The 17,928-nt window shown below is 43.5% G+C and carries 13 protein-coding genes; 6 read left to right on the plus strand and 7 right to left on the minus strand.

Annotated elements, in window-relative coordinates:
• Nucleotides 1-2: 2 nt before the first annotated feature.
• The 4 genes from GGD38_RS34935 to GGD38_RS34950 all read left to right on the plus strand — a co-directional run bounded on the left by GGD38_RS34935 (nucleotide 3) and on the right by GGD38_RS34950 (nucleotide 3,757).
• Nucleotides 3-1,250: a Pycsar system effector family protein gene (locus GGD38_RS34935; RefSeq protein ID WP_375297809.1), complete on the plus strand. Its 1,248-nt coding sequence runs from the start codon at nucleotides 3-5 to the stop codon at nucleotides 1,248-1,250.
• A 3-nt stretch (nucleotides 1,251-1,253) separates the two neighbouring features.
• Nucleotides 1,254-2,360 (plus strand): adenylate/guanylate cyclase domain-containing protein, encoded by a 1,107-nt coding sequence (locus GGD38_RS34940; protein WP_375297808.1) that lies wholly within the window; start codon nucleotides 1,254-1,256, stop codon nucleotides 2,358-2,360.
• A 94-nt stretch (nucleotides 2,361-2,454) separates the two neighbouring features.
• On the plus strand, nucleotides 2,455-3,063 hold the full coding sequence (locus GGD38_RS34945) for a hypothetical protein (RefSeq protein ID WP_375297807.1): 609 nt from the start codon (nucleotides 2,455-2,457) through the stop codon (nucleotides 3,061-3,063).
• A gap of 328 nt (nucleotides 3,064-3,391) precedes the next feature.
• The gene (locus GGD38_RS34950) at nucleotides 3,392-3,757 is read left to right on the plus strand and encodes a hypothetical protein (RefSeq protein WP_375297806.1); all 366 of its coding nucleotides are present in this window, start codon (nucleotides 3,392-3,394) and stop codon (nucleotides 3,755-3,757) included.
• A gap of 88 nt (nucleotides 3,758-3,845) precedes the next feature.
• Here GGD38_RS34950 and GGD38_RS34955 read toward each other — a convergent pair whose 3' ends face one another.
• Nucleotides 3,846-5,702, minus strand: a complete 1,857-nt coding sequence (locus GGD38_RS34955) for a 2-oxoacid:acceptor oxidoreductase subunit alpha (protein ID WP_375297805.1) — start codon at nucleotides 5,700-5,702, stop codon at nucleotides 3,846-3,848.
• A 367-nt stretch (nucleotides 5,703-6,069) separates the two neighbouring features.
• Here GGD38_RS34955 and GGD38_RS34960 point away from each other — a divergent pair, with 367 nt between their 5' ends.
• Nucleotides 6,070-6,927: a polysaccharide deacetylase family protein gene (locus GGD38_RS34960; protein ID WP_375297804.1), complete on the plus strand. Its 858-nt coding sequence runs from the start codon at nucleotides 6,070-6,072 to the stop codon at nucleotides 6,925-6,927.
• Here the strand turns inward: GGD38_RS34960 and GGD38_RS34965 are convergent, their stop codons facing one another.
• Complete coding sequence (locus GGD38_RS34965) at nucleotides 6,928-7,434, minus strand: DinB family protein (RefSeq protein ID WP_375297803.1); 507 nt, start codon at nucleotides 7,432-7,434, stop codon at nucleotides 6,928-6,930.
• A 232-nt stretch (nucleotides 7,435-7,666) separates the two neighbouring features.
• On the minus strand, nucleotides 7,667-10,603 hold the full coding sequence (locus GGD38_RS34970; RefSeq protein WP_375297802.1) for a glycoside hydrolase family 3 N-terminal domain-containing protein: 2,937 nt from the start codon (nucleotides 10,601-10,603) through the stop codon (nucleotides 7,667-7,669).
• Between the two features lie 272 nt (nucleotides 10,604-10,875).
• Here GGD38_RS34970 and mutL point away from each other — a divergent pair, with 272 nt between their 5' ends.
• Nucleotides 10,876-12,849 (plus strand): DNA mismatch repair endonuclease MutL, encoded by a 1,974-nt coding sequence (mutL, locus tag GGD38_RS34975; protein WP_375297801.1) that lies wholly within the window; start codon nucleotides 10,876-10,878, stop codon nucleotides 12,847-12,849.
• Here mutL and GGD38_RS34980 read toward each other — a convergent pair.
• From GGD38_RS34980 to GGD38_RS34995, 4 genes are all read right to left on the minus strand, one after another.
• Nucleotides 12,835-14,571 carry a hypothetical protein gene (locus GGD38_RS34980; protein ID WP_375303953.1) on the minus strand — a complete coding sequence of 579 codons (1,737 nt, stop codon included), beginning with the start codon at nucleotides 14,569-14,571 and terminating at the stop codon, nucleotides 12,835-12,837. The genes mutL and GGD38_RS34980 overlap by 15 nt on opposite strands.
• 2 nt (nucleotides 14,572-14,573) lie before the next feature.
• Nucleotides 14,574-15,116 (minus strand): RNA polymerase sigma factor, encoded by a 543-nt coding sequence (locus GGD38_RS34985; protein WP_375297799.1) that lies wholly within the window; start codon nucleotides 15,114-15,116, stop codon nucleotides 14,574-14,576.
• A 155-nt stretch (nucleotides 15,117-15,271) separates the two neighbouring features.
• On the minus strand, nucleotides 15,272-16,681 hold the full coding sequence (gene dacB / locus GGD38_RS34990) for a D-alanyl-D-alanine carboxypeptidase/D-alanyl-D-alanine-endopeptidase (protein ID WP_375297798.1): 1,410 nt from the start codon (nucleotides 16,679-16,681) through the stop codon (nucleotides 15,272-15,274).
• 82 nt (nucleotides 16,682-16,763) lie between these two features.
• A complete protein-coding gene (locus tag GGD38_RS34995) occupies nucleotides 16,764-17,903 on the minus strand; it encodes an arginase family protein (protein WP_375297797.1) in 1,140 nt (379 codons plus the stop codon).
• Nucleotides 17,904-17,928 lie beyond the last annotated feature (25 nt).

Genomic DNA, 17,928 nt, shown 5'->3' on the forward strand with positions numbered 1-17,928 from the left:
GTATGTCAACATATAATGCGCTGCTAATAGATACCGAAAGCTATGTAAAAACGCTGTTCAAACAGAACAACCTCGATAACCTGGTTTTTCATAACCTTGAGCATACAGAAACTGTTGTTGAAAGGGTACAGGAAATTGCATCGCATTATCAGCTGCCGCAAAAAGAATTGCTTGAACTGTCAATTGCCGCCTGGTTTCATGATACCGGGCACCTGATGGCCGACCCTTCGGGCCACGAACAAAAAAGCGTGGAACTAATGGAAGCATTTTTAAAAAGCAGGACCGACGATGAAGAACTGATAAACAATGTAGCCGCGTTGATACGCATTACTAAATTTCCACCCACACCACAATCGTTACCCGAAATGATCATTTGCGATGCAGATACCTATCATTTTGGCCTCGATGAATTTAAGCAAACCAACAAGGCCATGAAGAAAGAACTGGTGTTGCGCAACATGAACACCATGGTTATGGATTGGGAAAACAACAGCCTTGAGTTACTTAAAAAACATCAGTTCTATACTGCATATTGTATTGACCTGTTACAGAGAGGAAAAGAAAAGAACATTCGCCGGCTCACAAAAAAAATTGGCAAACTGGAAGGGGCCAATGTTAGCGACACCCTAATTCAACCAGCAAGCGATGAAGACGAAACAAGCAAACGAAAAAACTCGTTCATAACACGAGGTATTCAAACCATGCTTCGGTTAACTTCCGAAAACCATGTGGAGTTAAGTAACATGGCAGATGGTAAAGCCAGCATATTGATAAGTGTGAATGCCATCATCATCTCAGTTATTCTTTCCGTATTGATACGCCGTATTGAGGTTGATACACACTTAACAATACCAACATTTATTTTTCTGGCATCTTCATTAACTACCATCATTATTGCCATTATGGCTACACGGCCCAAAGTATCAACAGGTAATTTCAGTCGCGAAGACATTCTGAATAAATCAACCAACCTGTTATTCTTTGGCAACTTTTATAAAACAAAAGTGAATGAATACAAATGGGCCATGACCACCATGATGCGCGACCCCGATTATTTGTACAGTTCATTAATTATGGACATACATCAACTGGGTGTTGTGCTGGCCAGAAAATACAAACTCATAAGGCTGGCCTATACCGTATTTATGATAGGGTTGTTTATTTCGGTGCTGGCATTTATGATTGCCATTATGGTGCATACCCCACAACAACCGGTGATCAATTCAAATGTTTCACCCTATAGTTCATAATATATGAAACCATTTGATCGTGTAATAGTAAGAAGAGGCGCCATCAATAAATACCGCATGAAACAGGTGCTGGTAATAGCCTTGCTATGGACGATCATTGATACGAGTGTATACTTATATAAATTTTACCGCGATCATGTTAACGAAGCAGAACACCCGTTCGATATGCATTCAACGGCAGTGTTGCTGTTACGTTCGGGCCTTATCTTTTGCATTTGCCTGGTAATGGCTTATTTGTTAACCTACCAGTTAAAGCACCTGGTACGAAACCTGCCTTTATGGCTTGGGTTGCTGGTAAAAACCATTCTACTGGTTGCCGCAGCTTTTTTGCTCAACTACATCCTGCACTTTACATACATCTGGCTAATTGAAAAAGAACCGCTCACAACCGAGCTGGGCCGTAACTATTACAGGCAATTTCAAACATCGCTGTTCCTTAGCCAAATGGTACGCTGGCTCATCACTTTTTTATTTACGATCATGATCATTGAGGTGAACGAAAAATATTCACCCGGTGTTTTTTTCGACATTCTTGCAGGCCGTTACTTAACACCCAAGAATGAAAAAAGAACGATTATGTTTATTGACCTGGTTGATTCAACTGCCATTGCCGAGCACCTGGGCCATAAAAAATATTTTCGCTTTATTCGAGATTTCATTTATTTTATTTCAGTGGCCTTGCTGGAGAACGATGGTCAAATATATCAGTATGTTGGCGACGAGGTAGTGGTTTCATGGATAGTAAAAAAGCCTAACGCCAACAGAAAATGCCTGCAGGCATTGCTCGATTGCAAACGCATATTACAACGAAATAAAAACTACTTTAAACGACTGTATGGTGTTGTACCGGAATTTAGAGCAGGTATACATACGGGTGAAATAACCATTGGCGAAATTGGAGTTATAAAAAAAGACCTTGCCATGAGTGGCGACACAATGAATACCGCAGCCCGCCTGCGCTCGGCCACCAGCGAACTGAACGAGAAAGTGATCATTTCAAAAGACTTTGCAGCACAAACAAATTTAAAGAACTGGAATGCGGTCAATTTGGGGTTGGTTGATTTAAAAGGTAAAGAATCTGCTATGGAATTGATTGCATTGAAGTTCTAACATTTGCATGCGTTGACGATTTTCCCCATTACATTGTAAGGCTGACATAATTGCATCGCATAATAATTGCTTATAATATTATCAAACGATTGTTATGAATAAGGTCAAACTATTTTTAGCCCTTACTGGTACTGCTTTGCTCATTACCAGTTACCAGCATATTGATCACAAAAGCAATTCGGCTTTAAACAAGTTAGCATTAGCACAAACTGATACTGTTCCCAAAAAGGCCGATAGCATACCTACAGACGACATAGATACAACCGGCAAACCCGATACAGTACAAATGGCCATGAAAGATACCAGCTCACCCAGGTACGTTGACCTGAGTACCGGGCAGCCCGTTGAATTGTACTATGACGCTAAAACAAGAAGAACATATTCTTCAATGACCAATGAGCCGGTTGAGTTTTATGTTGATATGAACACACGCGACACCGTTTATGGAAGAGGCAGGTATATTGTAAACAACTACATAGTAAAAGCAAATGACGGAATGTACAGGCTCGACGCAGGTAAAGTAAAAATGGATAAAGACGATCTCAAGCTTAAAGATGGAAGTAAGAAATTTAAAATGGATCAAAGTAAGATGAAGATGAAAGGCTGGGAAGGAAAAATGAAAGGAGATTCAACCAGTGGAAAGATGAAGCAAAAGGACATGAAGAAAAAAATGGACAATGACGGAATGAAGACAAAGAATTAAGTATTGAGTGTCTTATATATGAGTGATCTTATTTCGCAATGCGTAATAAGATCACTTTGTTTAAACCATGGGCTGTTGCACTTTTTCCCCACCACTAGCAGCGCATAATAATTGCTTATAGTACTAAAAATTTATTATGACCAAGATCAAACAACTATTAACAGTTACTGGCAGTGTATAGATCATTGCATCGTGCCAGGAAGCAGCCAACAATGAAAACGATTTAAAAAGCGATTCTATTGCAACAGAACAACCAGCAGCAGTTGATAATAATGCACAAACAAACAATTCAAAATATGTTGACCTGAAAACAGGCCAGCCAGTTGATTTGTATTATGATTCAAAAAAGAAGAAGACCTATTCAGCCAGCAACGATGAACCGGTTGACCTGTATGTTAATGTAGCAACCGGCGATACCATTTATGGCGAAGGCAGGTTTGTTGTGAACAATTACATTGTTAAAACCGAAGATGGCAAATATAAGCTTGACAACAAAAAGGTAAAGATCGATGGAGATGAGATCAAGATCAAGGAAGGAAATAAGAAGTTTAAGATGAGCGAAGATGAAATAAAGATCAAGGATGGTGATGCGGATAGAAAGCTTAAAGCAGATGCAGATGAACAAAAGATGAAAACAGAAGATATGAAGACCAAAGACGAAGCAGGTAAGCCAACCAAGACGAAGAAGGACTAATAACGCTCACCGCCTAACAAGGTTAAATGACAACGCGCCACACTTATTAGAATGTGGCGCGTTTATTTTGGTGAGACTTCTAAGTATATTAATTAACTCTACCCAGCATTTCCTGCAATTTCATTACCAGTTCGGTTTTGGTAATAGGCACACCCATGATCTTATTATAACCTTTTGCATCAACAAAATATTGATCACGGATGATCTTTATCAGTTGTCCGTTATTGATCTCAGGTATCAGCACCTGGTCAAAATTCTTTAGTATAGTGCCCAGGTTCTTAGGGAAGGGACGTACATACCGCAAATGAGCATGGCTAACTGCATAGCCCTGTATCTGCATTTCGGCTACTGCGCTTTTAATAGCGCCATAGGTACTACCCCAGCCCAGCACCAGTATCTTTCCTTTTTCGGGGCCGCTGTCTAACGTTTGTTCAGGTATATAATCAGCGATCTTATCAACCTTCTCCTGTCTTATTTTCACCATCAGTTGGTGGTTCTCAGGATCGTAGCTAACATTACCGGTAATGTTTTGTTTTTCTAACCCGCCAATCCGGTGCTCAAGGCCAGGCACACCCGGAATAGCCCAGGGACGCGCCAGCTTCTCATCGCGCAAATAAGGTTGAAATTTATCTTCACCATGCCCCAGTTCTGTTTTGAACTTTACAGGTATCGGTTGCAGATCATCGCTCTTAGGGAAACGCCAGGGTTCGGCGCCATTGGCAATATAACCATCGCTCAGGAAGATCACCGGCGTCATATGTTGTATGGCAATACGCACAGCTTCATATACTGCACCAAAGCAATCACTGGGCGTGCTGGCCGATACTATAGGCATGGGACATTCGCCATTACGGCCATAATAAGCCTGTAACAGATCGCTTTGTTCGGTTTTAGTGGGCAACCCTGTAGAAGGGCCGCCACGCTGTACATCAATAATAAGCAAAGGAATTTCAAGCATCACTGCCAAACCCATTGCTTCGCCTTTTAATGCCATACCAGGGCCCGAAGTGGTTGTTACACCCAAAGCACCGCCGTAAGCAGCACCTATTGCAGAGGTAATACCTGCAATTTCATCTTCGGCCTGAAAGGTCTTTATTCCGAAGTTTTTATAACGGCTCAGTTCGTGCAAAATATCTGAGGCTGGTGTAATGGGATAAGTACCAAGGAACAATTGCAATCCGCTTTTTTGAGAAGCGGCTATTAACCCATACGCTGTTGCCTGGTTACCCATAATAGAACGGTACTCACCAGGCTCCATTCTTGCCTTATCTACTTTATAGCGGGTGGTAAACGTTTCGGTAGTATCGCCAAAATTATACCCGGCGCGTAATGCTTTTACGTTACTATCGAGTATTTCCTGTTTTTTGCCAAACTTTTCGGTAAGGAACTGGATGGTATTATCCATATCGCGGTTATACATCCAGTACAAAAAGCCCAGCACAAACATGTTCTTTGCGCGGTCTTTTTCCTTTGTACCCATAGTGATCTCCTTCAGCGCCTCGCGGGTCATTTTGGTAACATCCATTCTAATGACCTCATAATTTTCAAGGGAGCCGTCGTCAAGCGGGTTCACACCATCGGGATAATTGGCCAAACGCAGGTTCTTTGCATCGAAACCATCTGTATTGGCTATTATTTTACCACCTTTCTTTAACGCTTTGAGGTTTGCTTTCAATGCCGCAGCATTCATTGCTACCAGTACATCGCACTCATCACCCGGAGTAAATACCCGGTCGCTCGAAAATCGTAACTGATAACCACTCACGCCAGGCAGGGTTCCCTGGGGGGCACGTATTTCGGCCGGAAAATCAGGAAAAGTGGCTAGGTCAATGCCCAGCAACGCAGTATTGTTAGTAAACTGAGTACCGGTTAACTGCATCCCGTCTCCGGAATCACCGGCAAATTTGATCACTACATCCTGCAGGACCTGTTCTTTACGAATCATTTTTGACTGTTGTTCTAGTTAATTTGCAAAATTACTATAAGTTAAGACAGATTGTTGACTTAATTGCTTCAAACAGGAGGCTTCTTTACATTAACTTTTGCCGCCAATGCCCGTTCGGCATAGGTTTGCGCCATATTTACGATAAGCGGAAAAATGATACATCGCCCTGATTTTCTGTCATTTCTGGGCCGTAGGCCTACCTTTTATATCAGAATCCGTACTATAAACATTAGGTTTTTATTGTATCCGCCCCCACTAACCACTCACCACTAGCCACTCGCCGATTTATACATTCTTTAACCAAACCGGCTTTTTAAATACGCTACCCGAATTATAATTTCATACAACAAAAATCCCCACAACATTTATGGAAACAAATGCTGAGGAAGGCGATAATAATACCGCCGCCTTCTTTTATCGGCCCCTTATGCTCTTATTGGTATTAGTAACAACCACCAAAACCACCCGTGAGGGTAAACCCAATCATCATTACAACAATGTGCCCACCGACCAGCCAAAAGAAACGGTCAGGGCATCGCCCCAAAAAAAGAAAAAAAAGAAGATCTATCTCACCTTCGACGACGGCCCCAACAAAGGCACCCGCAAAGTTTTAAGTATTGCACAACAGGAACAAATTCCGGTAACATTCTTTATCATCGGCGAACATGTATTTGCCAGCACTTCGCAACATGCTACCTGGGATAGCCTGAAGATCTGCGACTCTATTGAACTGTGCAACCACAGTTACACACATGCGCATAATCGTTACGAGCGCTTTTACAAACAACCCGATTCTGTTGTTAAAGACTTCAGGCGTTGTCACGATAGCCTGCAGCTCGAAAACACTATTGTACGAACGCCGGGCCGAAACATCTGGCGGGTTGATACACTCACATTTACCGACCTGAAGAAAAGCGCCGCAGCCGCCGACTCCTTACAACAGGCAGGTTTTACCATTATGGGCTGGGACCTTGAATGGCATTACGATCACAAAACATTCACACTTAAGAACCGGTGTGAAGACATAATGCAGGAGATCGACAGCCTGTTCGCCCACAACAAAACAAGAACGCCCGAACACCTGGTAATGCTGGCACACGATCAGGTATACGACGATTCTGACGACAGCTGCGAATTGCACGAGCTTATCAAAAGATTAAAAAAGCGGGAAGAATACGAGCTGGTAGTGGCCAGTCAGTACCCGGGCGTGAAAGCACCAAAATAGTTATGGCTTTAACACCCGAACGGTTACATGCAGCTGCCCGGTATGGCGCATGGTATGTTCGGCACCATGGAACAGTAAACCAAGCACAGTAGAAGGCAATTGCTGGCGGCCCACACCTCTTGGCTCAGTAAGTTTGGTTTCATCGATAGTTTTCAGGTATTCAAGCGACGAGGTTATCTGTGCATCCAGGTGAGCTAATAAGGATGTTATGGTAATACCATCCGCCTGTACACCTTCAGCTTTCAGGTGATCTAACTGCTGTGGAGTGAGCGGTTGACCAGCCGCGTAGGTAAACAACCGGTTGAGCACACCTGCTATATGCTGTAAATGAAATGCCGGTGAAGCCACATCCGCAGGCCGTTGCCAAAGCAACTCCATAGGGAAGTCGTTCATTAATTCATGAATTTCTTCCTGCGCCTGTAATAAAGCATGGGCTACTGGTTGTACCAATGCAGGTATATTGGTCAATGGCCCGCGCAGCCATACTTCGGGTTTTGATTGTGCCATGTGTTTCTTTTAAAGAGGATGTAAGTATAAAATTAATCTTTTGAGGTAATAGGTATGTGAAAAAAGAAGTAGGAAGTAAGATGTAAGAAGATAACTATACCTTAGGCTCATAAAAAAAGGCGAACTCGCGATAAATTGCGAGTTCGCCTTTTGCATCTTCATACTTCCTACTTCTTACCTCCTACTTCACAAACCTAAGTTCTAATAACATTCAAACTAACTCGAAAATATGTTAGTACGGTTTCAGCGACTGATAAATAGCTTCATGTACTTTAGGCCGTATACTCATACGCAGGAACTTATTTACATCGGGACTATTAACCCGGTTCGAAAGGAAAACAAATATCAGGTTCTTCTTGGGATCAACCCAAAAACAGGTGCCGGTAAAACCGGTATGACCAAATGTTTGCGGCGAAGCAGAAAGGGTTGGATATGGCTCCTGACGAGTGGCATTATCTTTTTCAGGTTTATCAAAACCCAATCCACGGCGGCTGATGGCACTGTGGTATTGATTAAAATAATCTACCGTTTTGCGGCTGAAAAAGTTTTGACCGTTCAATACACCGCCATTTAACAACATTTGCGCCAGTACGCCTACTTCATATGCATTGCTAAACAAACCGGCATGACCGGCTACACCACCAAACATGGCTGCACCGGGGTCGTGTACATACCCATGAATAAGCTGGTTACGAAATTCTTTTTCGCGTTCAGTGGGTGCAATATAATCGAGCGGAAAACGCTGTGCGGGGTTAAAGCCTGTTTCAACCAGGTTCAGCTTATCATAAAATGTTTTCTTTACATACTGATCGAGCGGCATATGCGTGATGGCCTCTACTATTTTGCCCAGGAAAATATAATCATTATCGCTATAGATATATTTTCCAAGCGGAGCCAGGTCGCTTTTTAAAATGCGGTTCATCATGGTGTCTTCCCAGTCCTTTCTTATATACAAGTTAGCCGCAACGGGGAACGTGTACATAGAATCGGGCGAGGAATTATATAATCCGGGCCGGGGCAGATTACCATTAGCAGGATCAAGCGTTTCGCGATAAAAAGGAATGAACGCTTTTAAACCCGCCTGGTGTAATAAAATATCCCATAGTTTTAATGGCGCTTTATTGCTTTTACGCACATAAGGCAAATAATCGCCCAGTGTTTTTTGAAGATCGAGTTTGCCTTCATCGTATAACTTCATTACTGATAAAGTGGTAGCCATTATTTTGGTAACCGAAGCCAGGTCATAAATGGTTTCGGGATACACAGGTTCAATACTATCGTATGTAAGATAACCGAACGCTTTTTCATAAGCGATCTTACCATCTTTAGCCACCAGCACTACAGCGCCGGGAATAGCTTTTTGTTTAATGGCATCGGTTACTATAGAATCGATGGCAGTGGTTAGCTTAGCCTCATTAAAGCCCAACAAATTGGCAGGCACAGTGGGTAATAATCTTTTTACAATAATACCATCGCCATATTTAAAGGAAGGGCAAACCGTTACCGGTAATTTACCGCTGGCTAAAAAACGGCCATGCAGAAGATCGCTGGCTGTTGTTTGTGTTATATCATCATCTTCATACGCCGCCACCAACACGCGTGCATCGCACATGTTTTTGATGGCGTATGGGTTGCCAAATACAAACGTAATTGTTTTTTGCTGTTGTTGTAAACCCTGTATCAATTGCAACGCCGGTTTGCTGATACCGAAATTATTGGCCGGGTATCGGGCAAACTTGTGCACGCCAATAACCACTACATCATACTGCTCTTTCAATTGTTGCAACAAAGGCGCTACTGCGGTGCTGTCTTTCTTATAGTCAAAATAAAAAACCTGCGCATCGTAATCCCTGCGTATATGTTCGGCAAAGGCATTGTCCTGGGTAAGGCCCACACCTACATACGCAATACGTTGTCCTTTATACAAAGGGAAAATAGCGGGGTCATCGTTGCGTAAAAGGGTAAGCGCACTTTTTGCAATAGCCCTGCGGGTTGTAGCTACTTTACTATTCAGATCGGCCAGGATATTTGTAGTATCAATAGGTTTCCAGTTAGCCAGCCCATATTCATATTTAGCATACAACACTTTGCGCACATGTTCATTGATATCGCTCCAATGCAGTTTTCCTTTACGAATAGCCTTACGAACCTTTTTAATACTACCCGGAATATCGCCAGGTAAACACAACATATCGTTACCGGCAATTAATGCCTCGCGCGAAGCTTCGCCATCGGGGAAATATTTGGCCACGCCTTTCATTTCAAGCGCATCGGTAAACGTGAGGCCATTATAGTTAAGCTCTTTGCGCAGCAGCGTAGTAACATTGTTGTAAGAAATGGAAGTAGGTGTATGCGCGGTATTGTCAATAGAAGGGACCGACAAATGCGCCACCATTACACTACCAACCCCTGCTCTAAAGATCTGATTGAAGGGATATAGCTCCAACGAATCGAGCTGGGCTTTTGTTTTATTGATCACCGGCAGGTCGAGGTGCGAATCAACATCAACATCGCCATGCCCCGGAAAGTGTTTGGCGCAACCCATAACACCAACATCCTGCATGCCTTTCATGTAAGCAATACCATATTCCGCCACCTTGTACTTATCTTCTCCAAACGAGCGGTCGTTGATAACCGGGTTATTGGGATTATTATTAATATCAACCACGGGTGCATAATTCACCTGAATACCTATTCGTTTGCACTGCTCACCTACCACCCGGCCATATTCGTATATAAGTGACCGGTCCTGCACGGCCCCCATCATCATTTGCCGGGGCAGGCCCAGCACACTATCCATACGCATTCCAACGCCATTTTCGGCATCGATGGTCACCAGCAACGGGGTTTGGGCAGCTGATTGCAACCGGTTAAGAATGGTTGCCTGTTGAACGGGCCCGCCCTGAAAAAGGCACAACCCGCCAATATTATATTTTCGAATGGCTTCTTCAACCTGTTTATCATAAAACACAACCTTGCGGTCGGCGCCAATTGACGACACCCGAACCACCATAAGCTGCGCTATCTTTTGTTTTTTTGATAATGTTTTAAAAACGCTGTCGACCCAATGATCGGCGGCCGGATTACCGGAAGAACGCTGGGCCATACCCTGGCTACAAATGGAACAGATCAGGAGAAAAGAAACAATAGTTTTTAACTTATTCCTCATGTAAATGAAGTGATTTTAGTAAGGCAGAAATGAGCATCAAATGTACTGTTAATAAGGGGTTTGAGCCATTAAAATTCTTCTAATATTGGGTGCGTTTTTGTGCGCACGAAAGGCCGTAAACCCTTGAATTTTCAGCACATAAAGACAAATGTTGTACCCATTTTGCCATCAGCGTTCAGTGTACAAAGGGATTGTTTTATTGCAGGCTTTTGAGCGCTGTTATATGCAATCAAATAGTCTTACATTTGCCCACTCAAAATCAGGAGTAGCTTTTGGCAGATATCATTAATTTATTGCCCGACAACATTGCCAATCAGATCGCAGCAGGTGAAGTGATCCAGCGGCCAGCCAGCGCCGTAAAGGAACTGTTGGAAAATGCCGTTGATGCCGGCGCCACCGAAATTAAATTGATTATCCAGGATGCGGGTAAAACGCTGATCCAGGTAATTGATAACGGTAAAGGCATGAGCGAAACCGATGCCCGCATGTGTTTTGAACGCCATGCTACTTCCAAGATCCGCAACATCGATGACCTGTTTCATATAAAGACCATGGGCTTTAGGGGTGAGGCACTGGCCTCCATTGCCGCCGTTGCCCAGGTTGAACTGAAGTCGAAACGCGCCGAAGACGAAGCAGGTACTTATATTGAAATTGAGAACAGCATGGTAAAAGTGCAGGAACCTGTGGCCACCACCAATGGAACCAGCATAGCCATGAAGAACCTGTTCTTTAACGTGCCGGCCCGCCGCAACTTTTTAAAAAGCAATGCCGCCGAAATGCGGCATATCGTTGATGAATTTATGCGGGTAGCCCTGGCGTTCCCCGATGTATTTTTCTCCCTTACCAGTGGTAACCAGCAGGTTTTTCATCTCGAAAAAGGAAGTTTAAAACAACGTATAGTACAGGTACTGGGCCAGCATTACAATGCCCGGCTGGTAACCGTACAGGAAAAAACCGATTACCTAAATATTTACGGGTTTGTAGGAAAACCCGATACGGCCAAAAAAACCCGGGGCGATCAGTATTTCTTTGTAAACAACCGGTTCATCAAAAGCAATTATTTAAACCATGCAGTAAATAGCGCTTTTAAAGAATTGATCCCGGCCGACAGCTTCCCGCTGTACGCCCTGTTCATTGATCTGGATCCCTCCCAGCTCGATATCAACGTGCATCCTACCAAACAGGAGATCAAGTTTGAAGATGAAAAGATCGTTTATGCATTTGTGCAGGCCGCGGTTAAACATGCCCTGGCCCAGTTCAGCATAACGCCTACGCTTGAGTTTGACCTCGATCCCAACATCCAAAAACTGGATGCGCTTAATAAACCATTCACCGACGATAAAAAAGACGCTGCGCTTTCATCGGGCCTGGCCAAAGATTTTACCAATAAGAACTCAGCCCATTTTATTCAACCAACAGATAAAACCGAGCTGAGGCATTGGAAAGATTTTTATGAACCAAATAGCCAATCGGGAAGCGGCGATAACACCCGCCAAACCTCAACAGGCGGTTCATCGGCCAATGAAACAACCAACCCGGCCTACGGCGGCTTTTCGTTCAATGCACAAAAAGATGAGAAGTTTGAATCGCTTCTCGACAAACTAAAGAAACAGGATGGCGGCAGCGATACAAGCATGCCTGCCCATAATTATACCCCATTTGCCAAACAGCTGGTTGATGATAATGCCCTGCTGTTTCAATTACATTTTGCTTATATAGTTGCGCCCACATCGCGCGGCTTTATGCTCATACACCAACAGCTGGCCCATGAACGCATCTTATACGAACGTTATGTGGGTGCTGCACACGGTAAAAGCATTCCAACCCAACGCAGCCTGTTCCCGGTTACGTTACAGCTATCGCCTTCTGATGCTGTTTTATTACAGGAGCTAACTGCCGACCTTAACCAACTGGGTTATCAAATTGAACCATTTGGCAACAATGCCTTTGTAGTACAGGGCACCCCTGCCGATGTATCGACAGGCAATGAAAAACTGGCCATTGAAAACCTGCTGGAACAATACAAACATTTCAGCAGCGATCTTAAGTTCTCACGTCGTGAAAAATTAATTCGCTCACTGGCATGGCAAAACGCCATAAAGCCCGGCACGCCCCTGGCATTGGATGAAATGCGCGCATTAACAACCGACCTGTTCAAATGCTCGCAACCCAATGTTACTGCCGGCGGCAATCCCACTTATATAGAATTTAAAAAAGACTATCTGGAGCAATTATTTAAGCGTTAATACTTCGCCTTTGGGCTTTTTTCGTTTTACATCTTCCCAAATGTTGTACCGCAGGTAAAACTGAAGGCTTTTGTTTTTATCGAATGTATAAGGTGAATTAGGTGTAATCTGAAAGCTTGCATAGTTGTTGAAGGCCTGGTTGTATTGCAAACCAACGGTAAACCGGCTCCAATAATAGCTCATGTCGATCAGTAACCGAACCTCACTACCATTCAATTTGTGTGGAAGTGAATTGTTTTTGAATTTGGTAAAGTAGTTCTCCACCGTTAACTGCTGCATTGGCCCTATCACACTACGTTCTATACATTCATACTGAGCAATACCGCTCACCAATGAAGAATACTGTAAGCCAGCCCCCATATAAAAGTTCTTAAGCGGACTGTGATACACCGTAAGCGGAAGATTAAAATAATACAATTTACGGGCTGTTAAGGTAGTTATTTGTTCGTGAACAAATGGCCCCGGCGACACCTTCCTATCCTGGTACAACATCATTGGCCTTATAAACTGTGGCGCCGAAAATTGTAAGCCAGCCTGCAAATACGTCTTGTTATTAAAATGATATTGAAAATGCGGCGAAGGAATATAATCGGAAATGGTATTTACACCTGCATTTCTGTTAATGGCGAATGCCTGCTGATCGCCCACAGGGAAACCCAATGGCAACGACAAACCAATGGCAAACGTTCTGTCCTCATGCGATCGCGCATTGCGGTTCGATTTGCGGGTGGTAGCTTTTTTGCTGTCAGCCCTATTAGGGAACAAATAGGTAAACTCTCTTTGTATTACTCCTGAAGGCGATACCACCGTTGTTCCTGTGTAATTTATATTATAAGTAACCGGCGACTCTTTTAACCCCGAACCAGAAGATGGTTGAGAAGGCAATGTGATCGTTGGCTTATAAGATGGTTTGTTTATACCTGAAGCCGATTGTTTAACCGGCTTTTTAGTGTTGCTCTTATTGCCTTTGTTATTGGCATTGTTTGTATTCTCCTCTACATTATTATCCACTGCCCGGTTGCCGGTAATTTTATTTGGGCGTGCACCCGTTTTGGCTGAATGATCAATGGCAGGTCTGTTACTACCAGTGCTTACCTTATTATTTTTTGAAGGGGAAGAGTAAATTTTGTTTCTATCTACGGAAGTTTTATTGTGATCAATTGTTGGGTTTGCATTTGCAGCATTATTACCGCTGCTTCGAGACTTCTCAGCCGTTGAAGTGGTTGATGAACTATTACCGGTTGTTGGGGTAGTTGTAGTTGTACCGTCAGTATTATTGGTAACAGTTTGCTGCCCGTCATTGTCAGCAAGCTCATTATTATCAGCAGAGTTGGGGGTTGATGCATAGGTTGCACCGCGCAGATCTTTGCGCGAACCATTTGCATGGCCACTATTCCCTTGCCCAACATTATTTTCGGTTGAAGCAACGGACGATTTGTTTTTATTGTTAACGGTTTTTATGGTGCCGGCAACGGTTTCATTACTATGTTCTTTCGACAGTAATGATCTGCCGCCGAACCATGTTCCAACCAATACGGCAACTATTATAGTGCCGGCAACCCACCAGCGGAAAGGACCTCTTGGGCCGCCCCCACCACGTGGCATGTTTTTATCGAGCAGCGCTTTCATCTGCTGCCAGTTTTGGTCGGGGTCATCTGGTGGCGGAAGTTGCACCAGTTTCTCCGCTAAGTGTTTTTCGTATGGATGTTTAAGGTTCATCACATTTACACTTGCAAGGTTTGTAATAGTTTTTGCAATTGTTTGCGGGCCTCACTCAGGTGCCATTTGCTGGTACCTTCACTAATACCCAATAGGTTAGCTATTTCCCGGTGATTATATCCCTCAACTACGTACAGGTTAAACACCGTTTGGGTAGCCGGTGATAACTTCTGTACCAGTAATAAAACTTCTTGGGAAGACATTCGTTGTACCGCATCGGCATCAATGGCTGGTTCATCAACTTTTTCCAGTTCAATGTGCGTATGGAATTTGCTGCGTTGCCTGATAAAGTCAATGGCCGAATTTATGATAATGGTTCTTACCCAGGTGTATAAACTTGCCCGGGAAGTATCATAGGTATGAATGTTTTTGAAAACCTTCAAAAAGCCATTGTGCAATACTTCGATTGCATCTTCCTGGTTACGGGTGTATCGCAGACAAATGGATGCCATAGGCCCATAGAACTTCTTATACAAGTGTTCCTGGGCCTTGCGGTTGTTATTTATACAACCGGTGATCAGTTCTATATCAGTAGCATTAGTGGACAATCAAGCCTGTTATTTGGTGTTTTTACCTGAACCTTAATTGTGCTTAGAATGCTGAATTTCTCTTTAGTTTAACGGCCTATTGCCAGTTGCTGATAATAATACGGGGGTTAACGCTTATACGGTTGGGGAATAAAAGAGAAAACTTAAAAAAATTGTTAATACCGGCTCCGGATCCCCTTAAGGAAGGTTTCAATACCACGGCGGATAGTCCCTGCGCTGCCTGTGTGATTATTGATGAGGACCGAAAAAATCAGCAGCTTGTTCTTTTTTGTGTATAAATATCCGCTCAACGCTACAACGCCCGACAAGGTACCGGTCTTGGCAAATATATAATTACTATCCTGTTTGTACAAATTACTCAAAGTACCTTTGCCACCGGTAGGCAGTATCGCCTGTAGCCTTTTCATGCCAAATTCCTGTTGCATTTTCTGTAACAGCGCTACAAAGTCGTTGGGCGTAAACAAATTATAACGGCTTAGCCCACTGCCATCAACCCAGCGGGGTTTTTGCGGCAGATCGCGCAGATCGGTTTTCAGCAGGGTATCTATTAATTTCCCATCATTCATTTCGCCCAGTTTTACCTGGCTTACCATCAACAGCGATTGTTCAGCATAAAAATTATCGCTGCGGTACATCATGGGCTGCAAAAGTGAATCGACCGGCTGCGAATAAACAGTTGACAGTTTTACCGGTTGCTTTTGCTTTTTATTAAGCTCGGCCAAATATGTGATCTGTTTACCAATTGTATCGGGCAGTAATTCAAGTGCCGACTGAACGCCATAGGTAACAAATGGCACATCCTGCTCCTTTTTCTTTTCCCTGCCCTCGGTGATCATAAATACATTTTCATCGCGGTTGCGTTGCACAAAAAAGGCCTTACGCTGAATACCTGCATTAAAACGAACTTTCCAATTTATTTCGGGTATCGAATAAATAGAAGGTGTTTGGTCTTCCTGCGCCTCATTACTAACGCCTTCGGCTATTTCCTGTACCCAATGGATCATATTACCATATACAGGCAAAGCACTTCGCTCGGCCATGTAATTATCATTATAATCATTCCACGACCAGCCCGAGCCAAGGGCCGTTTCCTTCCAGTTACTATCAATTATATAAACCGACTTCTTTGTTTTTTGCAGAAAGTCAATGACCGGGTTCTTTTTAAAATCGGTGTGCAACAGGCTGGGGTCGCCCGTAGGTACCAGGTATAATGCGGTGTCGTTTTCCCAGTATTTGATGCCGGGCAAACTGTCGCCCAGGTATTTTAACGCGGCATAACAACTGAAGAGTTTGGTATTGGAAGCCGGTACAAAATACTTTTGCGCGTTATGGCTATAAAGATATTTTTTGGTTGAAGGATCGTACAAACTAATACCCACATGGGCATGCTGTACGGTTGAATCCTGAAAAAGCGCCGTATTGGCCGCCTTTGATATTTGGCGTTGGGTTGAACAGGAAGCAAAAACAAGCAAAAAGCCCAACGCAAAAAGCCGAATACCTTTTACAGTGATACTTTTTACTAATGAAAAACGGGTATTAATACGAAAACTGCTTGTTATGCTCATGCTGAAATTTAAAGATTATATATGACAAGCAGTAGCGGTTAATTCCACAAATAACGGCGCATTAAATGTTTTATTTCTCTCATTAATCGCGCTCCTGGGCGCGGAACCATCTTTCGGGGATTTCATTACTGCTGGCCAGCAGATAATCTTTGTATGAGCAGGCAATGTATTTTTTATCGGGCAGCTGCATCCACCAGCGGCCTGTTTTTTTGCTTTGCAGAAACACCGCTTCAATTTCGCCAAATGCTATATGGAATTCATTGAACGAATCTCTTTCTTCCAGTTTCGCTTCGCGCAAACTGCGGTTATAGCCATCAACCATGTACCATAACATATGGCTGATCTGTTTGGCAGTAAGATCGTCCTTATCGCGACTGGGCACATAACCGTAAATGCCAATTGTATTGATAGTGGGGCTTAAGCCGGCATACTGCATCAGCACACAGGCTTCCTCGCCGGTAAGTCCGTTTGGCGTAATTTTATTGGCCGGCGCAAATGCATTGGCAATGGCCGCAATATCAAAACTGAACATTTGCGAATTGCGGATCACCGGTTCCATTTCCTCAATGGCATCCTTCACATGTCCTACGCGAAAACAATCAAAACGCAATTTATCCATCGTTTCAAGCATATGCGGATGCACATAATAACTCTGAAACGCAATGTGGTTATAGTGTTTTATGAAATTGGGCTCGCCGGTAAGCATTTCCATTAAGAAATTCTCGGACCGGTTGCGCGATTCCATGCTCAGGTCGATCAAAGAATCAACGCAGGTTGCTTCAATAATATAGTTTCGGCTGGTATAGCAATGATATTGCGCCAGGGTAAGATCGTGCGAACCGCCCAGTACCACAACCGTTTTGCCGGCGTTGGTCAATTCGGCCAGAACGGTTTTCAATGCGGCATACGTATCTTTCAGGCTGGCTCCCATAATGATGTTGCCCATATCAACCAGGTTAACATCGGAATGCCATTGATAGAGCGAATAGAACTGGCGGCGAATGGCATCGGGGCCCGACATGCCACCGGGCATTGGTCCGCTGCCCCGGTTTTCATTACAACCCACCAAAATGATATCGGCAGATGTAATATCGGGCAACTCCTCATCTTCATACACTACTATTCTTTTGCCAATTTGACCATCTTTGTACCCTTCATCTTCCGAATACATGTACCGGTTTATCGGCTGCAAAAAATCCCCTATATATAAGCTGTCTGACATACGGGTGCAATATAGTTAACAAGTT

The organism is Niastella sp. OAS944 (assembly GCA_024809215.1).
Lineage (GTDB): Bacteria > Bacteroidota > Bacteroidia > Chitinophagales > Chitinophagaceae > Niastella.